This is a genomic window from Mycobacterium sp. 1164966.3 (genome assembly GCF_001665395.1).
Lineage (GTDB): Bacteria > Actinomycetota > Actinomycetes > Mycobacteriales > Mycobacteriaceae > Mycobacterium.
This window is the reverse complement of sequence record NZ_LZSG01000070.1, coordinates 91,493-114,200: the sequence shown is the minus strand read 5'-3', so window position 1 is coordinate 114,200 and position 22,708 is coordinate 91,493. Positions and strand designations below refer to the sequence as shown.

Sequence of the window (22,708 nt, the reverse complement as noted above, 5' to 3'; positions counted from 1 at the left end):
ACCGATGCTCGAAGCGCACGCGGCTCATCAACGGCTAGCGAGCCGGTTTCGGACAGGATGGATGCGTACCGGCGGTGACCAGATCGGCAACAGCCGCACGGGGATCACCGCTTTTGACCAGACCTTCACCGACCAACACGGCGTCAGCACCCGCGCCGGCGTAGGCCAGCAGATCACCCGTGTGGCGCACACCTGATTCGGCGATCCGAATCACGTTACTGGGCAGCCCAGGTGCGATCCGCGCGAAGCAATCCCGATCGACCTCGAGGGTCGCGAGGTCACGTGCGTTGACACCGATCACCCTGGCGCCGGCCTTCAATGCCCGATCTGCTTCCTGCTCGGTGTGCACCTCGACAAGCGCGGTCATGCCAAGTGATTCGGTGCGGTCCAGCATCGACACCAGCGCCGACTGGTCCAGCGCGGCCACGATGAGCAACAACATGTCGGCGCCGTGCGCGCGCGCTTCGTGGATCTGATAAGGCTGCACCACAAAGTCTTTGCGCAATATCGGAATCGAAACGGCGGCACGCACCGCGTCAAGGTCATCGAGCGAGCCTTGAAAACGTCGCTCCTCGGTCAGCACGCTGATGATGCGCGCCCCACCATCCTCATAAGCCCGCGCCAGTTTTGCCGGATCGGCGATAGTGGCCAGCGTGCCCGCCGACGGGCTGGCGCGCTTCACCTCGGCAATGACACCGATGCCGGGCTCGCGCAAGGCGGCCATCACGTCGAGCGGCGGCGGTGCGGCGGCAGCGGCGGCCTTGATCTCCGACAGGCTCACGACGGCTTCGCGCGCGGCAACATCGGCCCGGACTCCCTCGAGGATGGAGTCAAGGACGGTTGCCGGACTCATGCCTGCGTTTCCTCTCCATTGCAGTCCCACTGCCATTGCACTGCCCTCGCATTGTCGCGACGGCCTGCCAACCGAATTCCGCGACGTTCATGAAGGGTAGCGGCCGTCGGCGCGCGGTTCGTCACCGACCCTCGGTGTCCGACCCGCGGGACGAATCGGTCGGGTCATGCCCCTCGTCGAGGGCGTCCCAGATCATCCGCTCCGACATGCCCCCGTTCGGTTCAGCCGCGTCGTCTTGGCGAGCACCGTCGCCACGCGCCCTGGATCGGCGAACGGCAGGCGCCGCGTATTTCGCGGTGCTCTCTTCGTCCCTCCCGAAGAGCACCGCCGAGCGCATCAACAAAACGGCGGCGAACAACGTGCACACGGCTGAGGCGAGGGCGATTGCCGCTCCCCAGTAGTGCCGCTCGCTGCCCACCAACGACGCGATCGGGACATGCGCGAGATCAGCGCCGCGCGCCGACACGTCGGGGACCACCCACAGACTGATGCCGAGATAGCCGGCGGCAAAGCTTGCCGCCGCCAGCAGTACGGCGACCAGTCGCATCGGCCGGCCGCGCACCGCGACCGCCGCCACGGCCGTGGCGAGCATCAACAACGCCAGCGGCAGTAGAGCCGTCGACCACGATGCGCCGGACAACGTCACCGATTTGGGCGGCCCCAGCCCGTCGAACGACCGGACCACCACCCACGGCAGTCGTGATGACGTCCACAGCAGACCCGCTGCGATTACCAGCAGCACCTGGGCGATCCCGATCGTGAGCCGGCTGGTCAGCCGACGGGGCCGAGCGTCACTGGGTTCCACTGCTGCTCGCCTCCGGAATGGCCAGGGTCTCGGCGGCGGCGACGGCAGCGAGCACGGCGCGCGCCTTGTTGGTCGCCTCGTTGTATTCATAGGGCCCGTTGGAGTCGGCCACTACCCCGCCGCCGGCCTGCACGTACGCGGTGCCGTCGCGCATCAGCGCGGTGCGAATCGCGATCGCGAAGTCGGCGTTGCCCGCGAAATCGAGGTAGCCGACCACGCCGCCGTAGAGGCCGCGACGCGTCTTCTCCACCTCTTCGATGAGCTCCATGGCACGGACCTTGGGCGCACCCGACAGCGTGCCCGCCGGGAAGCAGGCGGTTACTGCGTCCAGGGCGGTGCGGCCCTCGTCCAGCACCCCGGTCACGGTGGAGACCAGATGCATCACGTGGCTGTAGCGTTCGATGTGGCTGTAATCCTCCACCCGAACGGTGCCCGGCTTGCACACCCGGCCCAGGTCGTTTCGACCCAGGTCGACCAGCATCAGGTGTTCGGCCAGTTCCTTCTCGTCGGCCAGTAGCTCCTTCTCGAGCAGCTGGTCCTCCTCTTCGCTCTGCCCACGCCAGCGGGTTCCGGCGATCGGGTGCGTCGTCGCCCGGCCGTCGCTGACGGTCACCAGCGCCTCCGGACTGGACCCGACGATCGAAAAGTCCGTTGCGCCATCACTATTCGGCACCTGCAGCAAATACATGTACGGGCTTGGATTGGTGACCCGCAGGATGCGGTACACGTCGATCGGATCGACGTCGGTGTCCACCTCGAACCGCTGCGACGGCACGACTTGGAATGCCTCACCCGCGGCTATCTGCTCCACCAGGTAATCGACGATCTTGCCGTATTCCTCGACGGTGCGCTGGGCTCGATGCCGCGGTTCGGGCCTGCTGAACGTGGCGACGGTGGACGGCAGCGGCTGACCCAGCGCCGCAGTCATCACGTCCAGCCGTGCGACGGCGTCGTCGTACGCCCAGTCGACTCGCTCGTCGGTGCCGTTCCAGTTCACCGCATTGGCGATCAGCGTGATGGTGCCCTCGTGGTGATCGACAGCGGCCAGATCGGTGGCCAGCAACAGCAGCATGTCCGGCAATCGGAGGTCGTCGACGGCCAGCTCGGGCAGGCGTTCCAGGCGCCGTACCAAGTCGTACGCGAAGAAGCCGACCATGCCACCAGACAGTGGTGGCAGCCCCGGTAACGGCCCGGTGGCCAGCAGTTCGAGGGTGGCCTGCAGGGCCTGCAGCGGGTCGCCGCCGGTGGGCGCGTCCCGCGGAACCGTACCCAGCCAGACAGCCTGCCCGTCGCGGACCGTCAACGCCGACGGCGATCCCGCGCCGATGAACGACCAGCGCGACCAGGATCGCCCGTTCTCGGCGGATTCCAGCAGAAAGGTGCCGGGACGGTTGGCGGCGAGTTTTCGGTACGCCGACAGCGGGGTCTCGCTGTCGGCCAAGACCTTACGGGTCACCGGAACCACCCGGTGTTCGGCCGCCAGGTGGTGGAAGTCCTCGCGTGAGGTGGTGGCGGCGAGGTGGGCGTGCACCGGACCATCTTCCCAGATCCCGCGCCGCGACCCGGCCCAGCATGCGGAGCGTAGCCTGACGGCCATGAAACCTGGTGACATCGTGGCCGACTTCGAACTTCCCGATCAGACCGGAACGCCACGCAAGCTCAGCGCCCTGCTTTCCGACGGGCCCGTCGTCCTGTTCTTTTATCCCGCGGCGATGACTCCGGGCTGCACCAAGGAAGCCTGCCACTTCCGGGATTTGGCTTCGGAATTCGCCACCCTGGGAGCGAGCAGGGTCGGCATCAGCGTCGATCCAGTTCAGAAGCAGGCCAAGTTCGCCGAAACGCAGAACTTCGACTACCCGCTGCTGTCGGACACCGACGGCAAAGTCGCCGCGCAGTTCGGCGTCAAGCGTGGTTTGCTCGGCAAGCTGATGCCGGTCAAACGCACCACGTTCGTCATCGACACCGACCGCCGGGTGCTCGACGTGATCTCGAGCGAGATCAGCATGGACACCCACGCCGACAAGGCGCTGGAAACGCTGCGCGCGAGGTAACCCGTTGCTCGGCTACCAAAATCAGGGGTTGGCGGCCAGGAAGACGTAGGCCGCCAGCAGCACCAGATGCAATTCGCCCTGCAGCCGGGTGGCGCGACCGGGAACGACCGTCAGCACACTGATCACAACCGTCACCAGCAGCAGCACCAGCTGGATGGCACCAAGCCCCAGCAACAGCGGACCCTGGATCCAGATCGAGGCAAGCGCGATGACCGGAATCGTGAGCCCGATGCTGGCCATCGCCGAGCCGTAGGCCAGGTTCAGGCTCGTCTGGATGCGGCCCTGCCGCGCCGCGCGCACTGCCGCGAGTGTCTCCGGCAACAGCACCAACGCCGCGATCACCACGCCGACGAACGACCGCGGGAACCCGGCAGCCGCCACCGCGTGGGCGATGGCGGGCGATTCCTGCTCGGCCAGCCCCACCACCGCAACCAGCGCTACCAGCAGCAGCGCCAGGCTCGTCAGCGCGCTGCTGATGGTCGGCGGCTCCGCATGGCTTTCGTCCTCGAAAAGGCTCTGCTGACCCTTCTGCGCGACTGGAAGAAAAAAGTCGCGGTGGCGCACTGTTTGCGTGAACACGAACAGCAGATAGACCACCAGCGAAGCAGTCGCGGCGAATGCAAGCTGCCCGGGAGTGAACTCCGGACCGCGCTGACTGGTGGTGAATGACGGCAGCACCAGGCTCAGTGTCGCCAATGCGGTCACCGTGGCCAGCGCCGCGCCACTGCCGTGGGCATTGAACAACGTCACGCCGTAGCGGTGGGACCCGAGCAGCAGCGACAAACCGGCGATCCCGTTCGTGGTGATCATCAGGGCAGCGAACGCGGTGTCCCTGGCCAGGGTGGCCGTCTCGTTTCCGCCCTCTGCCATGAACGTGACGATCAAGGCCACCTCGATGGTCGTCACCGCGACAGCGAGCACCAGCGACCCGAATGGCTCGCCGACGCGGTGCGCCACCACCTCGGCGTGATGTACCGCGGCCAGAACTGCGCCGCCGAGCAACACCGCCGCGACCACGGCGGCTACCGGCCCGAGGTGCTCCCCCCATGTCAGCGCCAGGACGATGAGGGCAAGCAGCGGGACCACGACGGTCCACGACAGACGTTTCGACATCGACCGCCATTCTTCTTCAGCCACCCGCCAACCGAACGGCGACGTATGCCCGACGCTGCTCTCACCGGTTATCCGGTGGCCACAGCGCAGGCGTAAGTAGCATGCTCACATGCCGCAACCCGATGGCCTCGGCGAAGGTGAGGTATTCGCCGGTTACATCATCATTCGACGGCTGGGTGCCGGTGGAATGGGGCAGGTGTATCTGGCTCAGCATCCGCGGCTGCCCCGCCGCGATGCCCTGAAAATCCTGCCCACCGATGTCAGCGCGAATCTCGAATTCCGCCAACGTTTCAACCGCGAGGCCGAGCTGGCCGCCAGCCTGTACCACGAGCACATTGTCGGGATCCACGATCGCGGCGAATATGAAGGGCAACTGTGGATCTCGATGGACTACGTCGAGGGGACCGACGCGGCGAGACTGTTGAGCAGCCAGTACCCGTCGGGTATGCCCCATACCGACGTCGTCGAAATCATCTCGGCTGTTGCCGAGGCGCTCGACCACGCGCATTCCCGCGGACTGCTGCATCGTGACATCAAACCGGCCAACATCCTGCTGGGTGATGCCCACCCGCGGCGACGCATCCTGCTGGCAGACTTCGGCATCGCGCGCGAGCTCGGTGAGATCAGCGGGCTGACCGCGACCAACATGGCGATGGGGACCACCGCCTACTGTGCACCCGAGCAACTCCAGGGCGCCGACCTCGACGGCCGAGCCGATCAATACGCCCTCGGATGCACCGCATTTCACCTGCTCGCCGGCAACGCCCCGTTCCAGCATTCCAACCCGGCCGTTGTCATCACCCATCACTTGTCGGCGCCGCCGCCGCGGGTCAGTGAGCGCCGCCCCGAACTGGCAGAACTCGACGCCGCCATCGCCAAGGCCATGGCCAAAAATCCCGACGAACGCTACGGGACGTGCTCGGAGTTCGCGTCGGCATTGGCGGGCAGACCCGGCACCGCATCAGGCTCGACAGACTCCGGACCGACGCGGGCGATCGCGAAGCCGGAACCGTCGTCGCAGCAATCAAAGCGCGGCGGCCGGCTGAAGCCCGCGGCCCTGATCGCGGCGGCAGTCACCATCGTGCTGGTCGCGGTGGCCGTCGTCGTCGGTGCCCGCATGCTCGGCGCCCGCCCGCACCGGCAAGCCCACGGCGCACCCTCGGCATCAGCGGCACCGTCGAGCGCCAATGCGGCACCGTCGTCGACGCCCACGACAAAACTGGCCGCACGACTCACCGACGAGTCCGGCGTGCTCACCCCCGCAGAGCAGTTCGGGGTGAACCTGGCCATCACCAGGCTCGACAACCGGCGCGGCACCCACCTGTGGGTGGTGTATGTCCCGAACTTCGGCGGTGTCAAACCGCTGCAGTGGGCCGAGGACACCATGCGCACCAACGGTTTCGGTAACGCCGACGCCATGCTGGCCGTCGCCACCAACGACTCGGCCTTCTCATTCCGGGTGCCCGACGCGGTTACCCGTGGAAGGTTCATCGAGGTTCAGAGGATCCGCGGTGAACGGATCAAACCGGCTGTCGAGCACCAAGAATGGGCACGCGCGGCGCTCGCCGCAGCACAAGGATTAGAAGAACTGCCCGCCTGATTCAGCGTGGCGGTTGATTCTCAGGCTCGAGCAGCACGGTCGCATCGAAGCAGCTGTGGTCACCGGTGTGGCACGCGCCGCCGACTTGATCAACCGTCAACAGCACGGTGTCGCCGTCGCAGTCCAGCCGCACCGAATGGACGTGCTGCGTGTGCCCAGAAGTAGCGCCCTTGATCCACTGCTCGCCGCGGGAGCGCGAATAGTAGGTCGCCTCACGGGTTTCCAGGGTGCGAGCCAACGCCGCATCGTCCATCCAGGCGACCATCAGCACGTCGCCGCTGCCACGCTCCTGGACGACGGCGGTGAACAGGCCGTCGGCATTGCGCTTCAGTCGCGCGGCGATGTCCGGGTCGAGCTTCATCGCACGGTGATCCCTTCTGCGGACATGGCGGCCTTCACCTGTCCGATCGTGAGTTCCCCGAAGTGAAAGACGCTGGCCGCCAACACCGCATCCGCGCCGGCGGCAACCGCCGGTGCGAAGTGTTCGACGGCACCCGCTCCCCCGCTGGCGATCACCGGGACCGTCACCGCGGCACGCACCGCCCGCAGCATCGGCAGGTCGAATCCGGCCTTGGTGCCGTCGGCGTCCATCGAGTTCAGCAGGATCTCTCCCACGCCGAGCTCGGCGCCGCGGGCGGCCCACTCGACCGCGTCGATCCCGGTGCCCCGCCGACCGCCGTGGGTGGTGACCTCCCAGCCCGACGGGGTCGGCTCCGAGCCGGGCGGTACCGTGCGGGCATCGACGGACAGCACGATGCACTGGGACCCGAACTGGTTTGCCATGTCCGCCAGCAGATCCGGGCGGGCGATGGCTGCTGTGTTGACCGAAACCTTATCGGCCCCCGCCCGCAACAACACGTCGACGTCGGAGACGGTGCGCACCCCGCCACCAACCGTCAGGGGGATGAAAACTTGCTCGGCCGTGCGGCGCACCACATCCAGCATGGTGGCCCGGCCCGACGACGACGCGGTCACATCCAGAAACGTCAGCTCGTCGGCGCCCTCTGCGTCATAGACACCGGCGAGTTCCACGGGATCCCCTGCATCCCTGAGGTTCTCGAAATTGACGCCCTTAACCACCCGTCCGTCGTCTACGTCCAGGCAGGGAATCACTCGCACGGCAAGGCCGTCACCGGAATACATCTTTCAGTAATCCTCCGGTTGGCCTGTGCTGCGTGCGATTTCGAGCATCTCACCATGGGCGCCGGGGGCTGCGGCCAGCACCGACCGTGATTCCGGGGTCCACCGTTCGCCGGCCAGGTCAGTCACCACCCCGCCGGCGGCCTGCACCAGTGCCACGCCGGCCGCGTGGTCCCACACATGACCGCCGAAAACTATTGCCCCACCCAGGATTCCATCGGCGACGTAGGCGAGGTCGATACCGGTTGAGCCGTGCATGCGCAACCGCGACGACACCCGGCTGAGATTTTCCAGCAGCGTCACTCGATACGGCCCCGGGAAGCGACCCCGCGAATCGGCGCTGAAGCTGCCCACTCCGACCAGCGCGTCAGACAGCTCGGTATGTTCCAGCGACGGCTGCGGCACACCGTTTTTCATCAGCGGGCCGCCAACGACAGCTGTGTAGCGCTCGTCGGTGAACGGCAGCCAGGACAGGCCGGCCACTGGCTCGCCGTCGTGCAGCAGCCCCAGCAAGATCGCGGCCATCGGCGACCCGGCCGCGTAGTTGAACGTACCGTCGACTGGGTCGAGCACCCACACCCACGCCGAGTCGACGGCCGAGCCGCCGAATTCTTCGCCATGCACACCGATTCCGGTCGCGTCTTCCAACGCGGCGACGACTTGGCGCTCTATGGCGAGGTCGACTTCGGTCGCGAAGTCGTTGCCCTTCTTCCGCACCGCTGAATCAGCGCGGTGGCCGTCCAGGAACTGCGGCACCGCCGAGTCCAGGATTGCCGAAGCCTTTTCGACTAGTGCGTTCAAATCCATTTCGGGTTCAATCCCGTACCGCGGCCAGCGCCTGCGGCAAGGTGAACCGCCCGGCGTAGAGCGCCTTGCCGACGATGGCGCCCTCGACCCCGCGATCGGTCAGGGTGGCGATGGCGCGCAGGTCATCGAGGCTGGACACGCCGCCGGAGGCGATCACCGGCGCCTCGGTGCGTTCGGCGACGCCGGCCAGCAGCTCCAGGTTGGGACCGCCCAGTGTGCCGTCCTTGGTGACGTCGGTGACGACGAACCGCGAACAGCCTTCTCCGTCAAGGCGTTCCAGCACCTCCCACAGGTCGCCGCCGTCGGTTTCCCAGCCGCGCCCGCGCAACCGGTGCTCGCCGGCCGGGTTGTCCCGGTCGATCTGCACGTCCAGCCCGACGGCCACTTTGTCACCGTGTTCGGCGATCACCCGTGCACACCACTGCGGGTTCTCCAGGGCCGCCGTTCCCAGGTTGACCCGCGCGCAGCCGGTGGCCAATGCCGCGGAGAGCGAATCATCGTCGCGGATACCGCCGGAGAGCTCGACGTGCACATCGAGCTTGCCCACCACTTCGGCCAGCAGTTCGCGGTTGGAGCCGCGACCGAACGCTGCATCAAGATCAACCAGGTGAATCCACTCGGCACCGTCGCGCTGCCAGCCCAGAGCGGCGTCCAACGCTGAGCCGTACTCGGTTTCGCTGCCGGCCTTGCCCTGGACCAGGCGCACGGCGCGGCCCTCGACCACGTCGACAGCGGGCAACAAGATCAGTCGCACAGTTCCTCCCAGACGCCGCGCTGCGGTGCGCCGCCCTCCCATCCCCCGAGAGTGCAACTAGCGACGCGCCATATCGACATTTGCGTAGCGGAATGCACTTTCGCGAAGTCTTTCACAGTCCCTCGACCCAGTTGCTCAGCACCGCCGCACCGGCGTCCCCACTCTTCTCCGGGTGAAACTGGGTGGCCGCCAGCGGCCCCTCCTCCACCGCAGCCAGGAACGGCACCTGGTGGGTGGCCCAGGTCAGCAGCGCCTCCAACGACCCTTCCCAGCGTTGCGCGGCGTAAGAATGCACGAAGTAGAACCGCGCGTCCGCATCCAACCCTTTGAACAGCGCGGTGCCGGGCGCCGGCTTCACCACGTTCCAGCCCATGTGCGGGATCACCGCGGCGTCCAGCCGGGTGACGGCTCCCGGCCACTGGCCGCACCCTATGGTCTCGACACCGAATTCGACGCCGCGGGCGAACAGGATCTGCATGCCGACACAGACTCCGAGCACCGGACGCCCGGCCGAGACCCGCTCCGCGATAATCCGCTCCCCCGCGATTTTGCGCAGGCCGCTCATGCATGCTTCGAAGGCGCCCACCCCCGGCACCACCAACCCGTCAGCGGCAGCCGCGACTGCGGGGTCGGCGGTAACGTCGACGGTGGCGCCGACGCGCTGCAGCGCCCGCTGCGCCGACCGCAGGTTACCCGAGCCGTAGTCCAGCACCACCACGGATTTGGCGCTCACAGAACACCTTTGGTCGACGGCACACCGGACACTCGCGGGTCGGGCTCGACGGCTTGGCGCAGCGCCCGCGCGACCGCCTTGTACTGCGCCTCGGTGATGTGGTGCGGGTCGCGACCGTACAGCACCCGCACGTGCAGCGCGATGCGGGCATTGGCGGCCAGCGTTTCGAAGACGTGGCGGTTGATGACGGTGTGGTATGGCACCGAGCTACCGGCAATGGCGGTGTGCTGCAGGTGATCCGGCTCGCCGGTGTGCACGCAGTAGGGCCGGCCCGATACATCGACCGCGGCGTGGGCCAGCGTCTCGTCCATTGGGATGAAGGCGTCCCCGAACCGGCGGATGCCCTTCTTGTCTCCGAGGGCCTGCCCCAGCGCCTGTCCCAGCGCGATCGCGGTGTCCTCGATGGTGTGGTGGCTCTCGATCTCGACGTCGCCCTTGGTGCGGATGGTCAGGTCGAAGCTGGCGTGGCTGCCCAGAGCGGTCAGCATGTGGTCGTAGAACGGGACGCCGGTATCGACGTCAACCTGCCCGGTGCCGTCCAAATCGAGTTCGACGACGATGTCGGATTCCTTGGTGCGGCGTTCGATGCGCGCGCGGCGCGTCCTAGTTTCGGTGGCGGTCACGGTGCTCCTAAGAAATGGTCGCGACCCGCTTCGCCCGGCTTCGCCGCGCTTGCGATCGCTCCTGTTACATGGTCGCGACCCGCTTCGCCCGGCTTCGCCGCGCTTGCGATCGCTCCTACTGGGCTGGAGATTAGGTCACTGGCAGCGATCTGGGCGCTTGCTCGCAAGAACGCGTCGTTCTCATGAGCCAGTCCGGTGGTGGCGCGCAGATAGCCGGGGATGCCGACGTCGCGGATCAGAACTCCGGCGTCCAGGTAGCGCTGCCAGGCCGCCGGCGCGTCGGCGAATTCGCCGAACAAAACAAAGTTTGCGTCACTTGGAATGACCCGAAAGCCCATGGCGGACAACGCTGTTGTCACTCGATCGCGTTCGGAGATCAGGGTGGCAACGCTGCCCAACGTGTCGTCGGCGTGCCGCAGCGCCGCCCGGGCCGCGGCCTGGGTGACAGACGACAGGTGATAGGGCAACCGCACCAACAGCATCGCGTCGACGACCGCCGGCGTAGCGATCAGGTATCCGAGCCGGCCGCCGGCGAAGGCGAACGCCTTGCTCATGGTACGGGTGACGATGAGTCGAGTCGGATATTCCTCCACCAGCACCACGGCGCTGGGTTGCGACGAAAACTCGCCGTAAGCCTCGTCGACGATGAGGATTCCGGGCACCACGTCCAACAGCTTGCGTAGAGCTGGCAGCGAAATGCTCTGTCCGGACGGGTTGTTGGGGCTGGCGATGAAGACCACATCGGGTTGTCGTTCGGTGACGGCGGCGACAGCGGCGTCGACGTCGAGGCTGAAGTCGTCGGCGCGGCGTGTCTCGATCCACTCGGTGTGGGTGCTGCCGGAGATGATCGGGTGCATCGAGTAGGAGGGCACGAAACCTATGGCGGTGCGCCCCGGCCCGCCGAACGCCTGTAGCAGCTGCTGCAGAATCTCGTTGGAACCGTTGGCGGCCCAGAGGTTTTCGACACTCAGCGGGGCACCGGTCTGGGCGGTGAGGTAAGCGGCCAGGTCGGCGCGCAATGCTACCGCGTCGCGGTCCGGATAACGGTGCAGGTCCATCGCCGCCTCCCGCACCGACCGCACCAGGTCGTCGACCAGCGCCTGGGTGGGCGGGTGCGGGTTCTCGTTGGTGTTCAGCCGTACCGGGACCGCCAATTGCGGTGCCCCGTAGGGTGATTTGCCGCGCAGGTCGTCGCGCAATGGCAGGTCCTCGAGCGTGGGTTCAGGCGCACTCATCGCTCGAACCTCCGGCGTACTGCTTCGCCGTGTGACGGCAGGTCTTCGGCCTTGGCCAACGTGATCACATGTCCGGAAACATCTTTGAGCGCGGCTTCGGTGTAGTCGACGACGTGAATGCCACGCAGGAACGTCTGTACCGACAGTCCGCTGGAGTGCCGGGCGCTGCCGACGGTCGGCAGCACGTGGTTGGACCCGGCGCAGTAGTCGCCCAGGCTGACCGGCGCCCAGGGCCCGACGAAGATGGCGCCCGCCGAGCGTATGCGTCCGGCGACCTGCGCCGCGTCGGCCGTCTGGATCTCCAGATGCTCAGCGGCATAGGCGTTCAGGACGTCGACGCCGGCGTCCAGGTCGTCGACCAGGATGATCGCCGATTGGCGGCCGCTCAGCGCGGCGGTGACCCGGTCGCGGTGCACGGTGGTCTGCAGCTGGGCAGCCAGTTCGGTATCGGTGGCGTCGGCTAGCTCGTGGCTCGGGGTCACCAGCACGCTGGCTGCCATCTCGTCGTGTTCGGCCTGACTGATCAGGTCGGCGGCCACGTGGGCGGCGTCAGCGGTGTGGTCGGCGAGGATGGCGATCTCGGTGGGCCCGGCTTCGGCGTCGATGCCGACCCGGGATCGGCACAGCCGCTTGGCGGCGGTGACGTAGATGTTGCCGGGTCCGGTGATCATGTCGACCGGTGCCAGTTCGGCGCCGTCGACGTCGGTGCCGCCGTAGGCCAGCAGCGCCACCGCCTGGGCGCCGCCCACCGCCCATACCTCCTCGACTTCCAGCAGCCGCGCCGCGGCCAGGACGGTCGGGTGCGGCCAGCCGCCGAGCGCCGCCTGCGGTGGGCTGGCCACCACCAGCGAATCGACGCCGGCGACCTGGGCAGGGACCACGTTCATCACCACGCTGGACGGGTAGACCGCTTGACCGCCGGGCACATACAGGCCAACCCGCGCGACGGGCACCCACCGCTCGGTGACCCTTGCGCCCGGGGCGAGCGTGGTCGTGACGTCAGTGCGGCGCTGATCGGCGTGGACGGCGCGGGTCCGCTCGATCATCATCTGCAGTGCGTCGCGGACGTCGCGGTCCAGCCCGGCCAACGCGGCGTCCAGCACCGCGTCCGGAACGCGGACGGCGGGGGGCCGCACGCCGTCGAATGACTCCCCGAATTCCAGTGCCGCCTCGGCCCCGCGCTCGGCCACGGCCTGCACGATCGGCCGTACCTTGGGCAGCACGCTCTCCACGTCGGCACCTCCGCGCGGCAGGGCGGCCCGCAGCCGGGCGGCCGTCAACTGCGCGCCCCGCAGGTCGATGCGGGCCATCAGCGGAGTCGCACTCACTTGGACATCACGTGGCCCATTGTCCCAGAGCAGCTCAAGTGGTTATCAGTTCAGGTGGATCAGAGTTGGCGGCGAATGTCGAGGAGATGGTGCTGCGCCTCATGCAGCGTATGTATCGCGACCCATCGCAACGACCGTTCGCAAGTTTCCGGGTAGTGGTAGACGACTGTGCGATCCCAGTCGTCGGGAGCCAGCCGGGCAAGGACGTTGGCGAACAGCTGTGCGGCGTCCGCGAGCTGGCGGGCCACATCCTCGGGTTCCTGGTCGGCGTAGCCGTCGTGCACGACGCGCTCGTCGCGCCCCAACGGAGAGCAGTCCGGCCGATCCGTCCGGCGGGCGGCCAGCACCCTTTCCCGCTGCACCAGCAGCATGTCGCGCAGATGGCATCCGTATTCCACCGGCGACCACACGTCGGGCCGACGTCGCGACCGCAGGTCGGCATCATGGTCGCGCAGGAGTGCCACTACCTCGGCGATTCGCTCCGGGATGCGCCGCTCGGCCGCCGCAGACCCACCGAGGTCGTAGACGAAGCCGCAGTCCTCGCACTGATCCATCACCGCGCCATTCTTCCGTCGACCGGTACAGTGCGGATTCAGGGCCGGTGGTCAGACGCCGAGAAGGGAGCACGATGTCCGCGAAAGATCACCCCAATAACGCTCCGGGCGTCCCGATGGTCTACCCGACTTGGTTCGAGAACATCCAGGTCAAGTACATCAATCCGGCGCTGAAGCCGATCGCGCGATACCTGCCGGGCACCGCAACCATCGAGCACCGCGGGCGCAAATCGGGCAAACCGTATAGAACGATCGTCACCACCTACCGCAAGGGCGGCGTCCTCGCGATCGCGCTGGGTCACGGCAAGACGGACTGGGTAAAGAACGTGCTGGCCGCGGGAGAGGCCGACGTGCATTACGCCCGCCGAGACCTGCACATCACCAACCCGCGGATCCTGCCCGCCGGCTCCGACGGTTCGGACTTGCCGTGGTTGGTGCGCTTGCAGCTGCGGCGCATGGCGGTCTTCCTCGCTGACATCGCCTGACGGTCGGTGACGGCCGTCGTGGTGTGCATCGACGGCTTTCGGCGGGTAACCAGGGCGGCGTACTCGCGACCTACGCCCTGGTGAAGACGGTCTTGCCGGTCATCACCGGCCAGGCCGAGGGAGCGTCCTCCCACGCCACGACACGCTCGACGGCCGGCGACAGGTCCAATCCGCCTTCCAGCAACTCGAGCACTCGCGGAATGACCGGGCGCGCATTGACGCGACCGGTGACGAACCGCACGCCGCGGGTGTACATCGCGAGCAATGGCATCTCGACCGTGGGCTGGAAATACGCCCCCGTGTCGGTGCACACACCGTCTGGCCAGGTCGCGCGCAGCGTCGCGGCAAGCAGCGCCGGATCGGTGGAGGTGTGCACGGTTACCGGGTAGCGGCCCCAGGACTTGTCGGGTTTGGCGACGTCGTGGGCCACCGCCCCGAGCTTCTCGGCGGCCGCCAGCCGCTGCGGGTCGGTGTCGACGTAGTCGACGTGTGCTCCCAGAGCCGCCGCGAAGGCGGCCGCATACAGCCCGATCGACAATCGCCCGACCACCAACACGCGGCGATCGACCTCGTCGAAACTTGCCAGTTCACCGATGAAGGGCCCAATTGTGCGCCAGCCGTCGGGAATGTTGTCCGACAGAGATGCGATCGCCACCGAATCGAGGGTTTCGGCGACGGGGACCAACATCGCGTCGGCGTAGGGCACCAGCACCAGATCCGACAAGAAGCCGCCGCCGTCCAGGCCGGAGATCGGGGCCATGCCGTAGGTCGACATCAACGGCAGTGCGGCGCAGGAACCGGTCACGCCGCGGCGGCAGGCAGAACACGTTCCGCAGCTGATCTGAAATGGCACTACCACCCGGTCACCAGCTCGGACTCCGGTTACGTCGTCGCCGACCGCGACGACTTCGGCCAGGCCCTCGTGTCCGACGGCATGTCCCGGCGGAACCGGCAGCCACCCTTGAGAAACCCCGACGTCCAGATCACAACAGGCCACCACGATCGGCCTGACCAGTGCTTGTTGCGGCGCGGTGATGGTCGGCTCCGGCACCTCTCGCCAGTCGTATCGCCCGGCTTCTTGGAACGTCAACTGCCTCATCTCAGCATTCTTGAGTAACCACTCAAGTATTGTCAAGACTATGCCGAGACCCGATCGCAGCCGCACGGCCCTCGTCGAGAAAGCCGGTACGTTGTTCCGCCGGCAGGGCTACGCGGCTACCGGACTAAACCAGATCCTCGAGGAGGCCGGCGTCAAGCCCGGCTCGCTGTATCACCACTTCCCGCAGGGCAAGCAGCAGTTGGCCGCGGCTGTCGTCGACACCGCCGGCAGCGGCATCGAGGAACTACTGCGCAGGTTCCTGGCCACGGACCGTTCGGTGGCCGACATCGTCGATCGTTGGATCGACCTGATGGCTGCCGGGCTGGCCGGTGACCAGCGCGACGGCTGTCCCATCGAACCGATCGCCACCGAGTCGGTGAACGCGAGTCAGCAGGTACGCACAGCCTCGGCGCGCGTATTCCGGGGTTGGTGTGCGGCGATCGCCGATCGGCTGCGGTCCGACGGCTGGTCGCCGGAGGAAGCGGAAAGCGTTGCGCTGACGGTGATCTCGCTGATCGAGGGGGCGTTGATCCTGTCCCGGGTGGCCGGTGATGCGACTGCTCTCAACGCCGCCAAGCCCGCGGCGCGCATGTTGTTGCGGGGTTAAGGCATGTCCAGGCCGATATCGAGGGCGCGCACCGAGTGCGTCAGCGCGCCTACCGCCAGATAGTCCACACCCGTCGCGGCGTAGGTGGCGGCGGTCTCGAGGCTCAACCCACCGGACGACTCGAGCAGAACGGTCGGCGCGCGAGCGTCCCGGCGCTGCACGGCGATCTGCGTCTGCCAAACCGGGAAGTTGTCCAGCAGGACCAGCTCCGGCTTTTCCGCCAGCACCTCGTCGAGCTGCTCGAGCGAGTCGACTTCCACCTCACAGGGCAGATCAGGCGCGGCGTCTCGCACGGCCCGCAGCGCTTCGACGACCGAGCCGGCGGCCGCCACATGGTTGTCCTTGATCAGCGCGGCGTCGCCCAAGCCCAGCCGGTGATTGACGCCGCCACCCACCCGCACCGCGTATTTCTGCAGGTCACGCAGACCCGGCAACGTCTTGCGCGTGTCTCGGATCTTGGCCCTGGTGCCCTCGACCGCGTCGACCCAGGCCGCCGTGACGGTGGCGATCCCCGACAAGTGGCAGACCAGGTTGAGCATGGTCCGCTCGGCGGTCAACAGGCCCTGCGTCTGCGCCTGCACCGTCAGCACCGGCTCGCCCGGCTGCAGCCGGGCTCCGTCGGCAACGCGATGCAGCACCCGGTAACCGTCGACCCCGATCACCTCGTCGAGCACCAGCAAGGCGACGTCCACCCCGGCGATCACCCCGGGCTCCCGGGGCACCATCGACACCGTCGCCACCGCGTCCGACGGCACCGTCGCCGTGGTGGTGACGTCGAGCCCATAGCGCAGATCTTCTTCCAGACCGCGCCGAATGGTGGCTCGAGCGGCCGATAGTTCGCGGTCGGTCAGCGTCATCAGCCCACCGCCGCCAGCGCCTCGGCGCACACCGCATCGTCGGCCAGCCGGATCACCAGGCTGCGGGCCTGGCCCGGGTCGGCCGAGTCGTACTCGGCGCGGTGGTGACAACCCCGGCTTTCGGCGCGCGCCAGCGCCGCGGCGGCCACCGCCCGAGCAGTCAGCGTCAATGCCACGTCCTCGAAGTCACGACGGCTTGTCAGGTTCCTGGGCTGCGCCGCCGCCAACCTGCTGGACAGCCGGTGCAAGCCGGCGGCGTTGCGCACCACCGAGGCGTCCCGGCTCATCGCGCGCTGCAGATCCGCGCGCTCCAGCGACGTGTAGTGGACCGGCTGCGGCGGCGTCGCGAGCGAACCGCCGGCCGCCGCGGCGTGGGCAGCGGCGGCCTTACCGGCGCGGCCACCGACCACCAGGCCCTCAAGCAAGCTGTTGGACGCCAGCCGGTTGGCGCCGTGCATCCCGGTGCGGGCCACCTCGCCGGCGGCGAACAACCCGGGCAGCTCGGTCTGGCCGTACACATCGGCAACCACACCACCGCAGCTGTAGTGCGCTCCAGGAACGACCGGGACGGGTTGGCGCACGGGATCGATGCCGGCCGATCGGCACACCGCGGTGACGGTCGGAAACCGCGACTCGAAGCCGTCGATGCCACGCGCGTCGAGGTAGGCACACGGATCGCCGGTGGCCCGCAGGCGCGCGTCGATAGCCGCCGCAACGACGTCGCGCGGCGCCAGGTCGCCCATCGGATGGACACCGGCCATGATCGAATTGCCTTGCCGGTCAATCAGAGTCGCGCCTTCGCCGCGGATGGCTTCGGTGACCAGTGGCCGCCTCCCACCCGTCCCCCCGTAAAGCATCGTCGGGTGGAACTGGATGAACTCGAGATCGCTGACCGCAACGCCGGCCCACAACCCCAGGGCGATGCCGTCGCCGGTGGAACCGTCGGGGTTGGTGGTCGCGCTGTAGAGGTGCCCGAGTCCGCCGCTGGCCAGGATGACCGACGGCGCACTGATGATACCGAGGCCGTAGGGGTTGAGCACCGATACGCCGGTAACGGCGGTGCCGTCGTGCAGCACCTGAAGCCCGACATGGCCGGTGCGAATATCCAGGGCACCTGCGGCATGGTCGAGCGCACGCTGGACTTCGGCGCCGGTGGCGTCACCGCCGGCGTGCACGATACGGCGCCGCGAGTGACCGCCTTCGCGGGTGAGCGCCCAGTGACCGGGCGCTGATTCATCGAATCGCGCTCCGTCGCATACTAATTCGGTTACCGCGCGATAACCGTCGGCCACAATGGAATACACCGCGTCGGGGTCGCACATGCCTGCGCCGGCGGCGATCGTGTCCGCGACGTGGGCTTCGATTGAGTCAGCGTTATCCGGGTTGTCCGGCAATACGACCGCGATGCCGCCCTGCGCGTAGTGCGTCGCGGTGACCCCGCGCGCCTGGTCGGCCTTACTCAGGACGATGACCCTGCGCCCGGCGCGGTACGCCGCCAGCGCGGCGGCCAAACCGGCCACCCCGGTGCCGATGACGACGACGTCCGCTGCGTCCCGCCAGGCGGGGCCGGCCGTCATTCGCCGCCCCCCGGCTGCCCGATTTGAATCATGCGCTGCACACTGCGGCGGGCCGCCGCGGCGGTTTGCGGGTCGACATGAACCTCGTCGGCACCCTCGACCAGGCAGCGCAACAAGGCCGCCGGGGTGATCATCTTCATGTACTTGCACGAAGCACGGTCGTTGACCGCCCGGAAGTCGACCCGCGGCGCCGCGCGGCGCAGCTGGTGCAGCATGCCGACCTCGGTGGCGACCAGGACCTTGCGGGCGTGGGTCTGGTGTGCAGCGTCGAGCATGCCGCCGGTGGAGAGGATCTTCACCCGGTCGGCCGGAAACGCCCCCTCACCGGCCAGGTATAAAGCCGAAGTGGCACAACCACATTCAGGGTGCACGTACAGTTCCGCGTCCGGATTGGCGCGAGCCTGCTCGGCGAGCTCGTCGCCGTTGATCCCGGCATGCACATGGCACTCGCCGGCCCACACCTGCATGTTCTTGCGGCCGGTCACGCGGCGGACGTGGGCTCCCAGGAACTGGTCCGGACAGAACAGCACTTCGCGGTCGGGGTCGATGGAGGCCACCACGTCGACCGCATTCGAAGAGGTGCAGCAGATGTCGGTGAGCGCCTTCACCGCCGCCGTGGTGTTGACATAGGAGACGACGACCGCGTCGGGGTGCTCGTCCTTCCAAGCACGCAGCTCGTCGGGGCTGATCGAATCGGCCAGCGAGCAACCGGCACGCTGATCGGGAATCAGCACGGTCTTGTCGGGGCTGAGGATTTTGGCCGTCTCGGCCATGAAGTGCACCCCGCAGAACACGATGGTGTCCTCGGCGGCCTCGGCGGCGATCCGCGAGAGCGCCAGCGAATCCCCCACGTGGTCCGCGACATCCTGAATCGCGGGAAGTTGGTAATTGTGCGCCAGCACGGTGGCATTGCGCGCCTGCGCCAATCGGCGGATCTCGGCGGCCCACTGCGCGTCACCGTCGACCCCGGAGTAACCGTTTGGGGAGTCGCTGATGCCGGCCAGCAGGCCACTCACGTCGCAATCGAGCGGCTCCGTGGGATCCAGGACCGTCATTGGTCCGCTCCTTTCGCGCCAGGAGGTTTTCGACTTATAATCGAAAACATGCCCAATGGTAGCACCTCGCACGAAGTGCTCGCGGTCGTGTTCCAGGTTCGCCCGGCCCCCGGGGCCTCGAGCACCGAAAAGCCGCAGCTGAACGTGTTGTTATGGCAACGCGCCAGGGAGCCGCAACGCGGCGCGTGGTCGCTGCCCGGCGGGCGGCTGCGCAACGACGAGGACATGACCACTTCTGTTCGCCGTCAACTGGCCGAGAAGGTCGACCTGCGAGAAGTCGCTCATCTCGAGCAGCTCGCGGTGTTCTCGGACCCGAAACGGGTGCCCGGCACCCGGATGATCGCGTCGACCTTCCTGGGCCTGGTGCCCTCCCCCGCCACGCCGGAACTGCCGCCGGATACCCGTTGGCACCCGGTCAGCTCGCTGCCGCCCATGGCGTTCGATCACGGCCCGATGGTCACGCACGCGCGGGCCAGACTGGTCGCCAAGATGTCCTACACGAACATCGGATTCGCCTTGGCACCAAGGGAATTCGCCCTTTCGACGCTGCGCGACATTTACGGCGCCGCTCTCGACTACCAGGTCGACGCGACGAATCTGCAACGGGTGCTGGCACGCCGCGGCGTCATCACCGCGACCGGCACCGTGGCCGCGTCCGGCCGCAGCGGAGGACGTCCGGCCGCCCTGTACCAGTTCACCGATTCCCAGCTACGGGTCACCGACGAGTTTGCCGCGCTAAGACCTCCGGGACCTTCCGGACTCGCCGGCTAGCAGCGGGTTCCAGCCTTCCGCGCCGAGCGTGGGCGGCACGTTCGACGCGCCGATCGGCACGGAGCAGCGGGCCGCAAGCTCAAGGGGGCTGTGACGGGCCACACGGCGATTCGTGCACCATAGTTTGCATCGGCACCGGTACATTTAGTAAGAAATTAGTAAGAGACGGGCGCCGAGGACCTACGGCTGACCCACGAAGGGAGCCTCAATGGTCGAGCTCGGCAACCTGGCAAGTGCGACTGGCGCTGAGTGGATCGGCCGCCCGCCACACGAAGACTTGCAGCGCAAGGTACGGCCGCTCCTGCCTTCCGACGATCCCTTCTACCTGCCCCCACCGGGCTTCCAGCACGCCGAACCAGGGACGGTGCTGCGTTCGCGCGACGTTGAGCTGGCCTTCTTGGGGCTGATCCCGCAGCGCATCACTGCCACGCAGCTGCTGTACCGAACAATGGACCTCAACGGCCGGCCCGAGGCCACGGTGACCACGGTGATCGTGCCCGCCCAGCGTGCTCCCGGCGAGATTTGCCCACTGCTGTCCTACCAGTGCGCGATCGACGCGGTGTCGTCACGCTGCTTTCCGTCCTACGCCCTGCGACGCAGGGCCAAGGCTCTCGGCTCGATAAGCCAGTTGGAGCTGTTGCTGATCACCGCCGCCGTCGCCGAAGGATGGGCGGTTTCGGTACCTGACCATGAGGGCGTGCACGGTATGTGGGGCGTGCCGTATGAACCCGGCTATCGGGTGCTCGACGGTGTCCGCGCCGCGCTGAGTTCCGAACGCCTCGGGCTGTCCCCGGAGGCGCCCGTCGGGTTGTGGGGATACTCCGGAGGAGGCCTCGCCAGCGCTTGGGCCGCCGAAGTGTGCGGCGAGTACGCCCCGGACCTGGACATCGTCGGAGCGGTGCTGGGATCGCCGGTCGGCGACCTGGGCCATACCTTCCGCCGACTGAACGGCACCTTCCTGGCCGGTTTGCCCGCATTGGTGGTTTCCGCGCTGCAGCACGCCTACCCGGACCTGGATCGGGTGATCAAGGAGCACACCAACGACGAGGGTCGCGACCTGCTCGACCGGCTGAAGAAGATGACGACGGCCGAAGCGGTCATCCGGATGGCGGGCAAGAACATGGGCGACTTTCTCGACGAGCCGCTGGAAGACACCCTGGCCAGACCGGAGATTTCGCACGTCTTCGAGGCCATCAAGCTGGGCAGCGCAGTGCCCACACCGCCGGTGTTGATCGTGCAGGCCGTGCATGACTACCTCATCGACGTCGACGACATCGACGCGCTGGCCGACGCCTACTCGGCCGGCGGCGCTGATGTCACCTACCACCGCGACGCGTTCAACGAGCACATGATGCTGCACCCGCTGTCCGCGCCCATGACGTTGCGCTGGCTCACCGACCGCTTTGCGCGCCGCCCATTGACCGACCACCTCATCAGGACCACTTGGCCCACGGCGTTCAACCCGATGACCTACGCCGGCATGGTGCGGCTGGCTGGGATCGCGGCCAAGGTCATTACCGGCAGAAGGGTGCCGCGCCGCCCGTTATGAGACGGCCCCTTCCGGTGCTTCCGGCTGCACCCGCGCCACCGCTGAAGTGGCCGCCGGCTGATCCGCGACCGGAAGGCCCCCGAGGTCGTCGCGGGCACTGGCGGCTGCAAACACGGCATACACCAGGCACGCGGTGGCCGCGGGCCACAACAGCGTGGCCGCCATCTGCAGCGGCTTGTGTGCGTAAAACACCGGCGGCGCCTGGATGACGTACGCGATCCGGTGCTCACCGCTGAGCGGGACAGCGTCGAAATTCAACTCGCCGTAGCGCAACCGAACCAGGACCGCTCCCACCGCTGCCGCCACGGCCACCGCGGTTACCAGGCCGATCAGCAGGCCAAGCACCATGTGGGGCCCCCGTTGCTCCCGCCACTGCCAGAGCAGGACCGGCGCCACCACCGCAATTACCGTGAACAGACCGATCAGCAGAGTCGGCGCGACGAAGAAGTGCTGAGATTCGGTACCCAAGTAGTCGTGCACCCGCTCACCGCTGCGAGTGATCGCCACCACCGCATGGATCGGCGGGGCGATCCAGGCCCACAGCCCGCCGATCACCAGCCCGCTCGCCGCCAGGGCAACCGCCACAATCGTGGCCGCGCGGGCCGGCGACGTCTGCGGGCCGCCGGCAGGCGCGTGAGCGGAATAGCCCGTCACCGCTGCGCCTCCGCGTCGGCGGAGTCCACCTGTCCATGCCGCGAGCACTGCGCCCGCCAGCCGTCGGGGCGGACCTGCACGATCATCCGGCGTCCGCATTGGGCGCAGAACCTGGGCGGCTCGAGGCCCAACTGAGCTGCCGTAGGGCTGGACGTGCCCGCCAGTTCGCCGGTGTAGACGTTGTAGACCGGATCAGACATCAGCTAACCCCCTGACCTACGGTCCCGGTTAGCATCGGGCTTCGCGGCACCGACGGCCGCCCTGGTGGACTCATCGGCGTCCGGCCACAAATGTCCATAGACGTCCAGTGTCGTCGCCGCGGTGGTGTGACGCAGGCGCGCCTGCCCGCAGAAGCGGATGTTCGGGGAGCAAGGCCGATCGCCGCCGTTGATTGACCTGGGTATAAGCCACTCCGATGGGTAGCGCGCCACGGCGGCCGACAGTAGCAGGGTCAGCTC

General features: G+C 67.6%; 25 protein-coding genes. 6 read left to right on the top strand and 19 right to left on the bottom strand.

The window, feature by feature from the left end; translation table 11 throughout:
• Positions 1-34: 34 nt before the first annotated feature.
• From trpC to A9W99_RS25350, 3 genes are all read right to left on the bottom strand, one after another.
• Positions 35-853, bottom strand: coding sequence for an indole-3-glycerol phosphate synthase TrpC (gene trpC, locus A9W99_RS25360; protein ID WP_067385098.1), 819 nt, complete (start codon positions 851-853; stop codon positions 35-37).
• A 121-nt stretch (positions 854-974) separates the two neighbouring features.
• Positions 975-1,658, bottom strand: coding sequence for a TIGR02234 family membrane protein (locus A9W99_RS25355; protein WP_067385095.1), 684 nt, complete (start codon positions 1,656-1,658; stop codon positions 975-977).
• Positions 1,645-3,189: an anthranilate synthase component I gene (locus A9W99_RS25350; RefSeq protein ID WP_067385281.1), complete on the bottom strand. Its 1,545-nt coding sequence runs from the start codon at positions 3,187-3,189 to the stop codon at positions 1,645-1,647. Before A9W99_RS25350 ends, A9W99_RS25355 begins: the two co-directional genes overlap by 14 nt.
• Before the next feature lie 64 nt (positions 3,190-3,253).
• Here A9W99_RS25350 and A9W99_RS25345 point away from each other — a divergent pair, with 64 nt between their 5' ends.
• Entirely contained in the window at positions 3,254-3,709 is a 456-nt protein-coding gene (locus A9W99_RS25345) for a peroxiredoxin (RefSeq protein WP_067385092.1), read from the top strand.
• A 21-nt stretch (positions 3,710-3,730) separates the two neighbouring features.
• On the opposite strand, the gene A9W99_RS25340 is transcribed toward A9W99_RS25345, so the two are convergent.
• Positions 3,731-4,822, bottom strand: coding sequence for a calcium:proton antiporter (locus A9W99_RS25340; protein ID WP_067385278.1), 1,092 nt, complete (start codon positions 4,820-4,822; stop codon positions 3,731-3,733).
• Between the two features lie 109 nt (positions 4,823-4,931).
• Between A9W99_RS25340 and A9W99_RS25335 the strand changes: the two genes are divergently transcribed.
• Positions 4,932-6,422: a serine/threonine-protein kinase gene (locus tag A9W99_RS25335; RefSeq protein ID WP_067385089.1), complete on the top strand. Its 1,491-nt coding sequence runs from the start codon at positions 4,932-4,934 to the stop codon at positions 6,420-6,422.
• A 1-nt stretch (position 6,423) separates the two neighbouring features.
• Here A9W99_RS25335 and hisI read toward each other — a convergent pair whose 3' ends face one another.
• The 9 genes from hisI to A9W99_RS25290 all read right to left on the bottom strand — a co-directional run bounded on the left by hisI (position 6,424) and on the right by A9W99_RS25290 (position 13,596).
• Positions 6,424-6,783: a phosphoribosyl-AMP cyclohydrolase gene (hisI, locus tag A9W99_RS25330; protein WP_067385086.1), complete on the bottom strand. Its 360-nt coding sequence runs from the start codon at positions 6,781-6,783 to the stop codon at positions 6,424-6,426.
• Complete coding sequence (gene hisF / locus A9W99_RS25325; protein ID WP_067385082.1) at positions 6,780-7,565, bottom strand: imidazole glycerol phosphate synthase subunit HisF; 786 nt, start codon at positions 7,563-7,565, stop codon at positions 6,780-6,782. The genes hisI and hisF overlap by 4 nt, the downstream gene beginning before the upstream one ends.
• A gap of 3 nt (positions 7,566-7,568) precedes the next feature.
• Complete coding sequence (locus tag A9W99_RS25320; protein ID WP_067385079.1) at positions 7,569-8,369, bottom strand: inositol monophosphatase; 801 nt, start codon at positions 8,367-8,369, stop codon at positions 7,569-7,571.
• Between the two features lie 7 nt (positions 8,370-8,376).
• Complete coding sequence (gene priA, locus A9W99_RS25315; protein WP_067385076.1) at positions 8,377-9,165, bottom strand: bifunctional 1-(5-phosphoribosyl)-5-((5-phosphoribosylamino)methylideneamino)imidazole-4-carboxamide isomerase/phosphoribosylanthranilate isomerase PriA; 789 nt, start codon at positions 9,163-9,165, stop codon at positions 8,377-8,379.
• Positions 9,166-9,235: 70 nt separating this feature from the next.
• Complete coding sequence (hisH, locus tag A9W99_RS25310; RefSeq protein ID WP_067385074.1) at positions 9,236-9,856, bottom strand: imidazole glycerol phosphate synthase subunit HisH; 621 nt, start codon at positions 9,854-9,856, stop codon at positions 9,236-9,238.
• Positions 9,853-10,479 (bottom strand): imidazoleglycerol-phosphate dehydratase HisB, encoded by a 627-nt coding sequence (gene hisB, locus A9W99_RS25305; RefSeq protein WP_067385071.1) that lies wholly within the window; start codon positions 10,477-10,479, stop codon positions 9,853-9,855. The genes hisH and hisB overlap by 4 nt, the downstream gene beginning before the upstream one ends.
• Complete coding sequence (locus A9W99_RS25300) at positions 10,476-11,714, bottom strand: histidinol-phosphate transaminase (protein ID WP_067385067.1); 1,239 nt, start codon at positions 11,712-11,714, stop codon at positions 10,476-10,478. The genes hisB and A9W99_RS25300 overlap by 4 nt, the downstream gene beginning before the upstream one ends.
• Complete coding sequence (hisD, locus tag A9W99_RS25295) at positions 11,711-13,027, bottom strand: histidinol dehydrogenase (protein ID WP_156623288.1); 1,317 nt, start codon at positions 13,025-13,027, stop codon at positions 11,711-11,713. The genes A9W99_RS25300 and hisD overlap by 4 nt, the downstream gene beginning before the upstream one ends.
• Positions 13,028-13,101: 74 nt before the next feature.
• On the bottom strand, positions 13,102-13,596 hold the full coding sequence (locus A9W99_RS25290) for a DinB family protein (RefSeq protein ID WP_082930208.1): 495 nt from the start codon (positions 13,594-13,596) through the stop codon (positions 13,102-13,104).
• A 74-nt stretch (positions 13,597-13,670) separates the two neighbouring features.
• Between A9W99_RS25290 and A9W99_RS25285 the strand changes: the two genes are divergently transcribed.
• Positions 13,671-14,081 (top strand): nitroreductase family deazaflavin-dependent oxidoreductase, encoded by a 411-nt coding sequence (locus tag A9W99_RS25285; RefSeq protein ID WP_067385064.1) that lies wholly within the window; start codon positions 13,671-13,673, stop codon positions 14,079-14,081.
• A gap of 70 nt (positions 14,082-14,151) precedes the next feature.
• On the opposite strand, the gene A9W99_RS25280 is transcribed toward A9W99_RS25285, so the two are convergent.
• Positions 14,152-15,180 (bottom strand): alcohol dehydrogenase catalytic domain-containing protein, encoded by a 1,029-nt coding sequence (locus tag A9W99_RS25280; RefSeq protein ID WP_067385061.1) that lies wholly within the window; start codon positions 15,178-15,180, stop codon positions 14,152-14,154.
• 40 nt (positions 15,181-15,220) lie between these two features.
• On the opposite strand from A9W99_RS25280, the gene A9W99_RS25275 reads away from it, so the two are divergent.
• Positions 15,221-15,787, top strand: coding sequence for a TetR/AcrR family transcriptional regulator (locus A9W99_RS25275; RefSeq protein ID WP_067385059.1), 567 nt, complete (start codon positions 15,221-15,223; stop codon positions 15,785-15,787).
• Here the strand turns inward: A9W99_RS25275 and nadC are convergent.
• Genes nadC through nadA form a run of 3 tightly spaced genes read right to left on the bottom strand, consistent with a single transcriptional unit; the run spans position 15,784 to position 19,276 of the window.
• On the bottom strand, positions 15,784-16,644 hold the full coding sequence (nadC, locus tag A9W99_RS25270; protein WP_067385269.1) for a carboxylating nicotinate-nucleotide diphosphorylase: 861 nt from the start codon (positions 16,642-16,644) through the stop codon (positions 15,784-15,786). The two genes, A9W99_RS25275 and nadC, sit on opposite strands and share 4 nt — an antisense overlap.
• Positions 16,644-18,221, bottom strand: a complete 1,578-nt coding sequence (locus A9W99_RS25265; protein ID WP_067385056.1) for an L-aspartate oxidase — start codon at positions 18,219-18,221, stop codon at positions 16,644-16,646. The genes nadC and A9W99_RS25265 overlap by 1 nt, the downstream gene beginning before the upstream one ends.
• On the bottom strand, positions 18,218-19,276 hold the full coding sequence (gene nadA, locus A9W99_RS25260; protein WP_067385053.1) for a quinolinate synthase NadA: 1,059 nt from the start codon (positions 19,274-19,276) through the stop codon (positions 18,218-18,220). Before nadA ends, A9W99_RS25265 begins: the two co-directional genes overlap by 4 nt.
• A gap of 48 nt (positions 19,277-19,324) precedes the next feature.
• Here nadA and A9W99_RS25255 point away from each other — a divergent pair, with 48 nt between their 5' ends.
• Together A9W99_RS25255 and A9W99_RS25250 are read left to right on the top strand one after the other, a co-directional pair.
• Positions 19,325-20,047, top strand: a complete 723-nt coding sequence (locus A9W99_RS25255; protein ID WP_067385050.1) for an NUDIX domain-containing protein — start codon at positions 19,325-19,327, stop codon at positions 20,045-20,047.
• A gap of 208 nt (positions 20,048-20,255) precedes the next feature.
• Positions 20,256-21,596, top strand: coding sequence for a lipase family protein (locus tag A9W99_RS25250; protein WP_067385047.1), 1,341 nt, complete (start codon positions 20,256-20,258; stop codon positions 21,594-21,596).
• Here A9W99_RS25250 and A9W99_RS25245 read toward each other — a convergent pair.
• Together A9W99_RS25245 and A9W99_RS27005 are read right to left on the bottom strand one after the other, a co-directional pair.
• Positions 21,591-22,250 carry a DUF2567 domain-containing protein gene (locus tag A9W99_RS25245; RefSeq protein WP_067385044.1) on the bottom strand — a complete coding sequence of 220 codons (660 nt, stop codon included), beginning with the start codon at positions 22,248-22,250 and terminating at the stop codon, positions 21,591-21,593. The two genes, A9W99_RS25250 and A9W99_RS25245, sit on opposite strands and share 6 nt — an antisense overlap.
• Positions 22,247-22,450 (bottom strand): hypothetical protein, encoded by a 204-nt coding sequence (locus A9W99_RS27005; RefSeq protein ID WP_067385041.1) that lies wholly within the window; start codon positions 22,448-22,450, stop codon positions 22,247-22,249. The genes A9W99_RS25245 and A9W99_RS27005 overlap by 4 nt, the downstream gene beginning before the upstream one ends.
• Positions 22,451-22,708 lie beyond the last annotated feature (258 nt).

Coding starts and splice junctions, on each gene's coding strand:
- A9W99_RS25290 (WP_082930208.1), bottom strand. CDS start 13,596: ATGGATCAGTGCGAGGACTGCGGCTTCGTCTACGACCTCGGTGGGTCT.
- A9W99_RS25335 (WP_067385089.1), top strand. CDS start 4,932: ATGCCGCAACCCGATGGCCTCGGCGAAGGTGAGGTATTCGCCGGTTAC.
- A9W99_RS25265 (WP_067385056.1), bottom strand. CDS start 18,221: ATGACGGCCGGCCCCGCCTGGCGGGACGCAGCGGACGTCGTCGTCATC.
- A9W99_RS25340 (WP_067385278.1), bottom strand. CDS start 4,822: ATGTCGAAACGTCTGTCGTGGACCGTCGTGGTCCCGCTGCTTGCCCTC.
- hisF (WP_067385082.1), bottom strand. CDS start 7,565: ATGTATTCCGGTGACGGCCTTGCCGTGCGAGTGATTCCCTGCCTGGAC.
- A9W99_RS25280 (WP_067385061.1), bottom strand. CDS start 15,180: ATGAGGCAGTTGACGTTCCAAGAAGCCGGGCGATACGACTGGCGAGAG.
- A9W99_RS25300 (WP_067385067.1), bottom strand. CDS start 11,714: ATGAGTGCGCCTGAACCCACGCTCGAGGACCTGCCATTGCGCGACGAC.
- trpC (WP_067385098.1), bottom strand. CDS start 853: ATGAGTCCGGCAACCGTCCTTGACTCCATCCTCGAGGGAGTCCGGGCC.
- A9W99_RS25255 (WP_067385050.1), top strand. CDS start 19,325: ATGCCCAATGGTAGCACCTCGCACGAAGTGCTCGCGGTCGTGTTCCAG.
- nadC (WP_067385269.1), bottom strand. CDS start 16,644: ATGACGCTGACCGACCGCGAACTATCGGCCGCTCGAGCCACCATTCGG.
- nadA (WP_067385053.1), bottom strand. CDS start 19,276: ATGACGGTCCTGGATCCCACGGAGCCGCTCGATTGCGACGTGAGTGGC.
- A9W99_RS25250 (WP_067385047.1), top strand. CDS start 20,256: ATGGTCGAGCTCGGCAACCTGGCAAGTGCGACTGGCGCTGAGTGGATC.
- A9W99_RS25345 (WP_067385092.1), top strand. CDS start 3,254: ATGAAACCTGGTGACATCGTGGCCGACTTCGAACTTCCCGATCAGACC.
- hisI (WP_067385086.1), bottom strand. CDS start 6,783: ATGAAGCTCGACCCGGACATCGCCGCGCGACTGAAGCGCAATGCCGAC.
- priA (WP_067385076.1), bottom strand. CDS start 9,165: ATGGGAGGGCGGCGCACCGCAGCGCGGCGTCTGGGAGGAACTGTGCGA.
- A9W99_RS25285 (WP_067385064.1), top strand. CDS start 13,671: ATGTCCGCGAAAGATCACCCCAATAACGCTCCGGGCGTCCCGATGGTC.
- A9W99_RS25275 (WP_067385059.1), top strand. CDS start 15,221: ATGCCGAGACCCGATCGCAGCCGCACGGCCCTCGTCGAGAAAGCCGGT.
- A9W99_RS25320 (WP_067385079.1), bottom strand. CDS start 8,369: ATGGATTTGAACGCACTAGTCGAAAAGGCTTCGGCAATCCTGGACTCG.
- A9W99_RS27005 (WP_067385041.1), bottom strand. CDS start 22,450: ATGTCTGATCCGGTCTACAACGTCTACACCGGCGAACTGGCGGGCACG.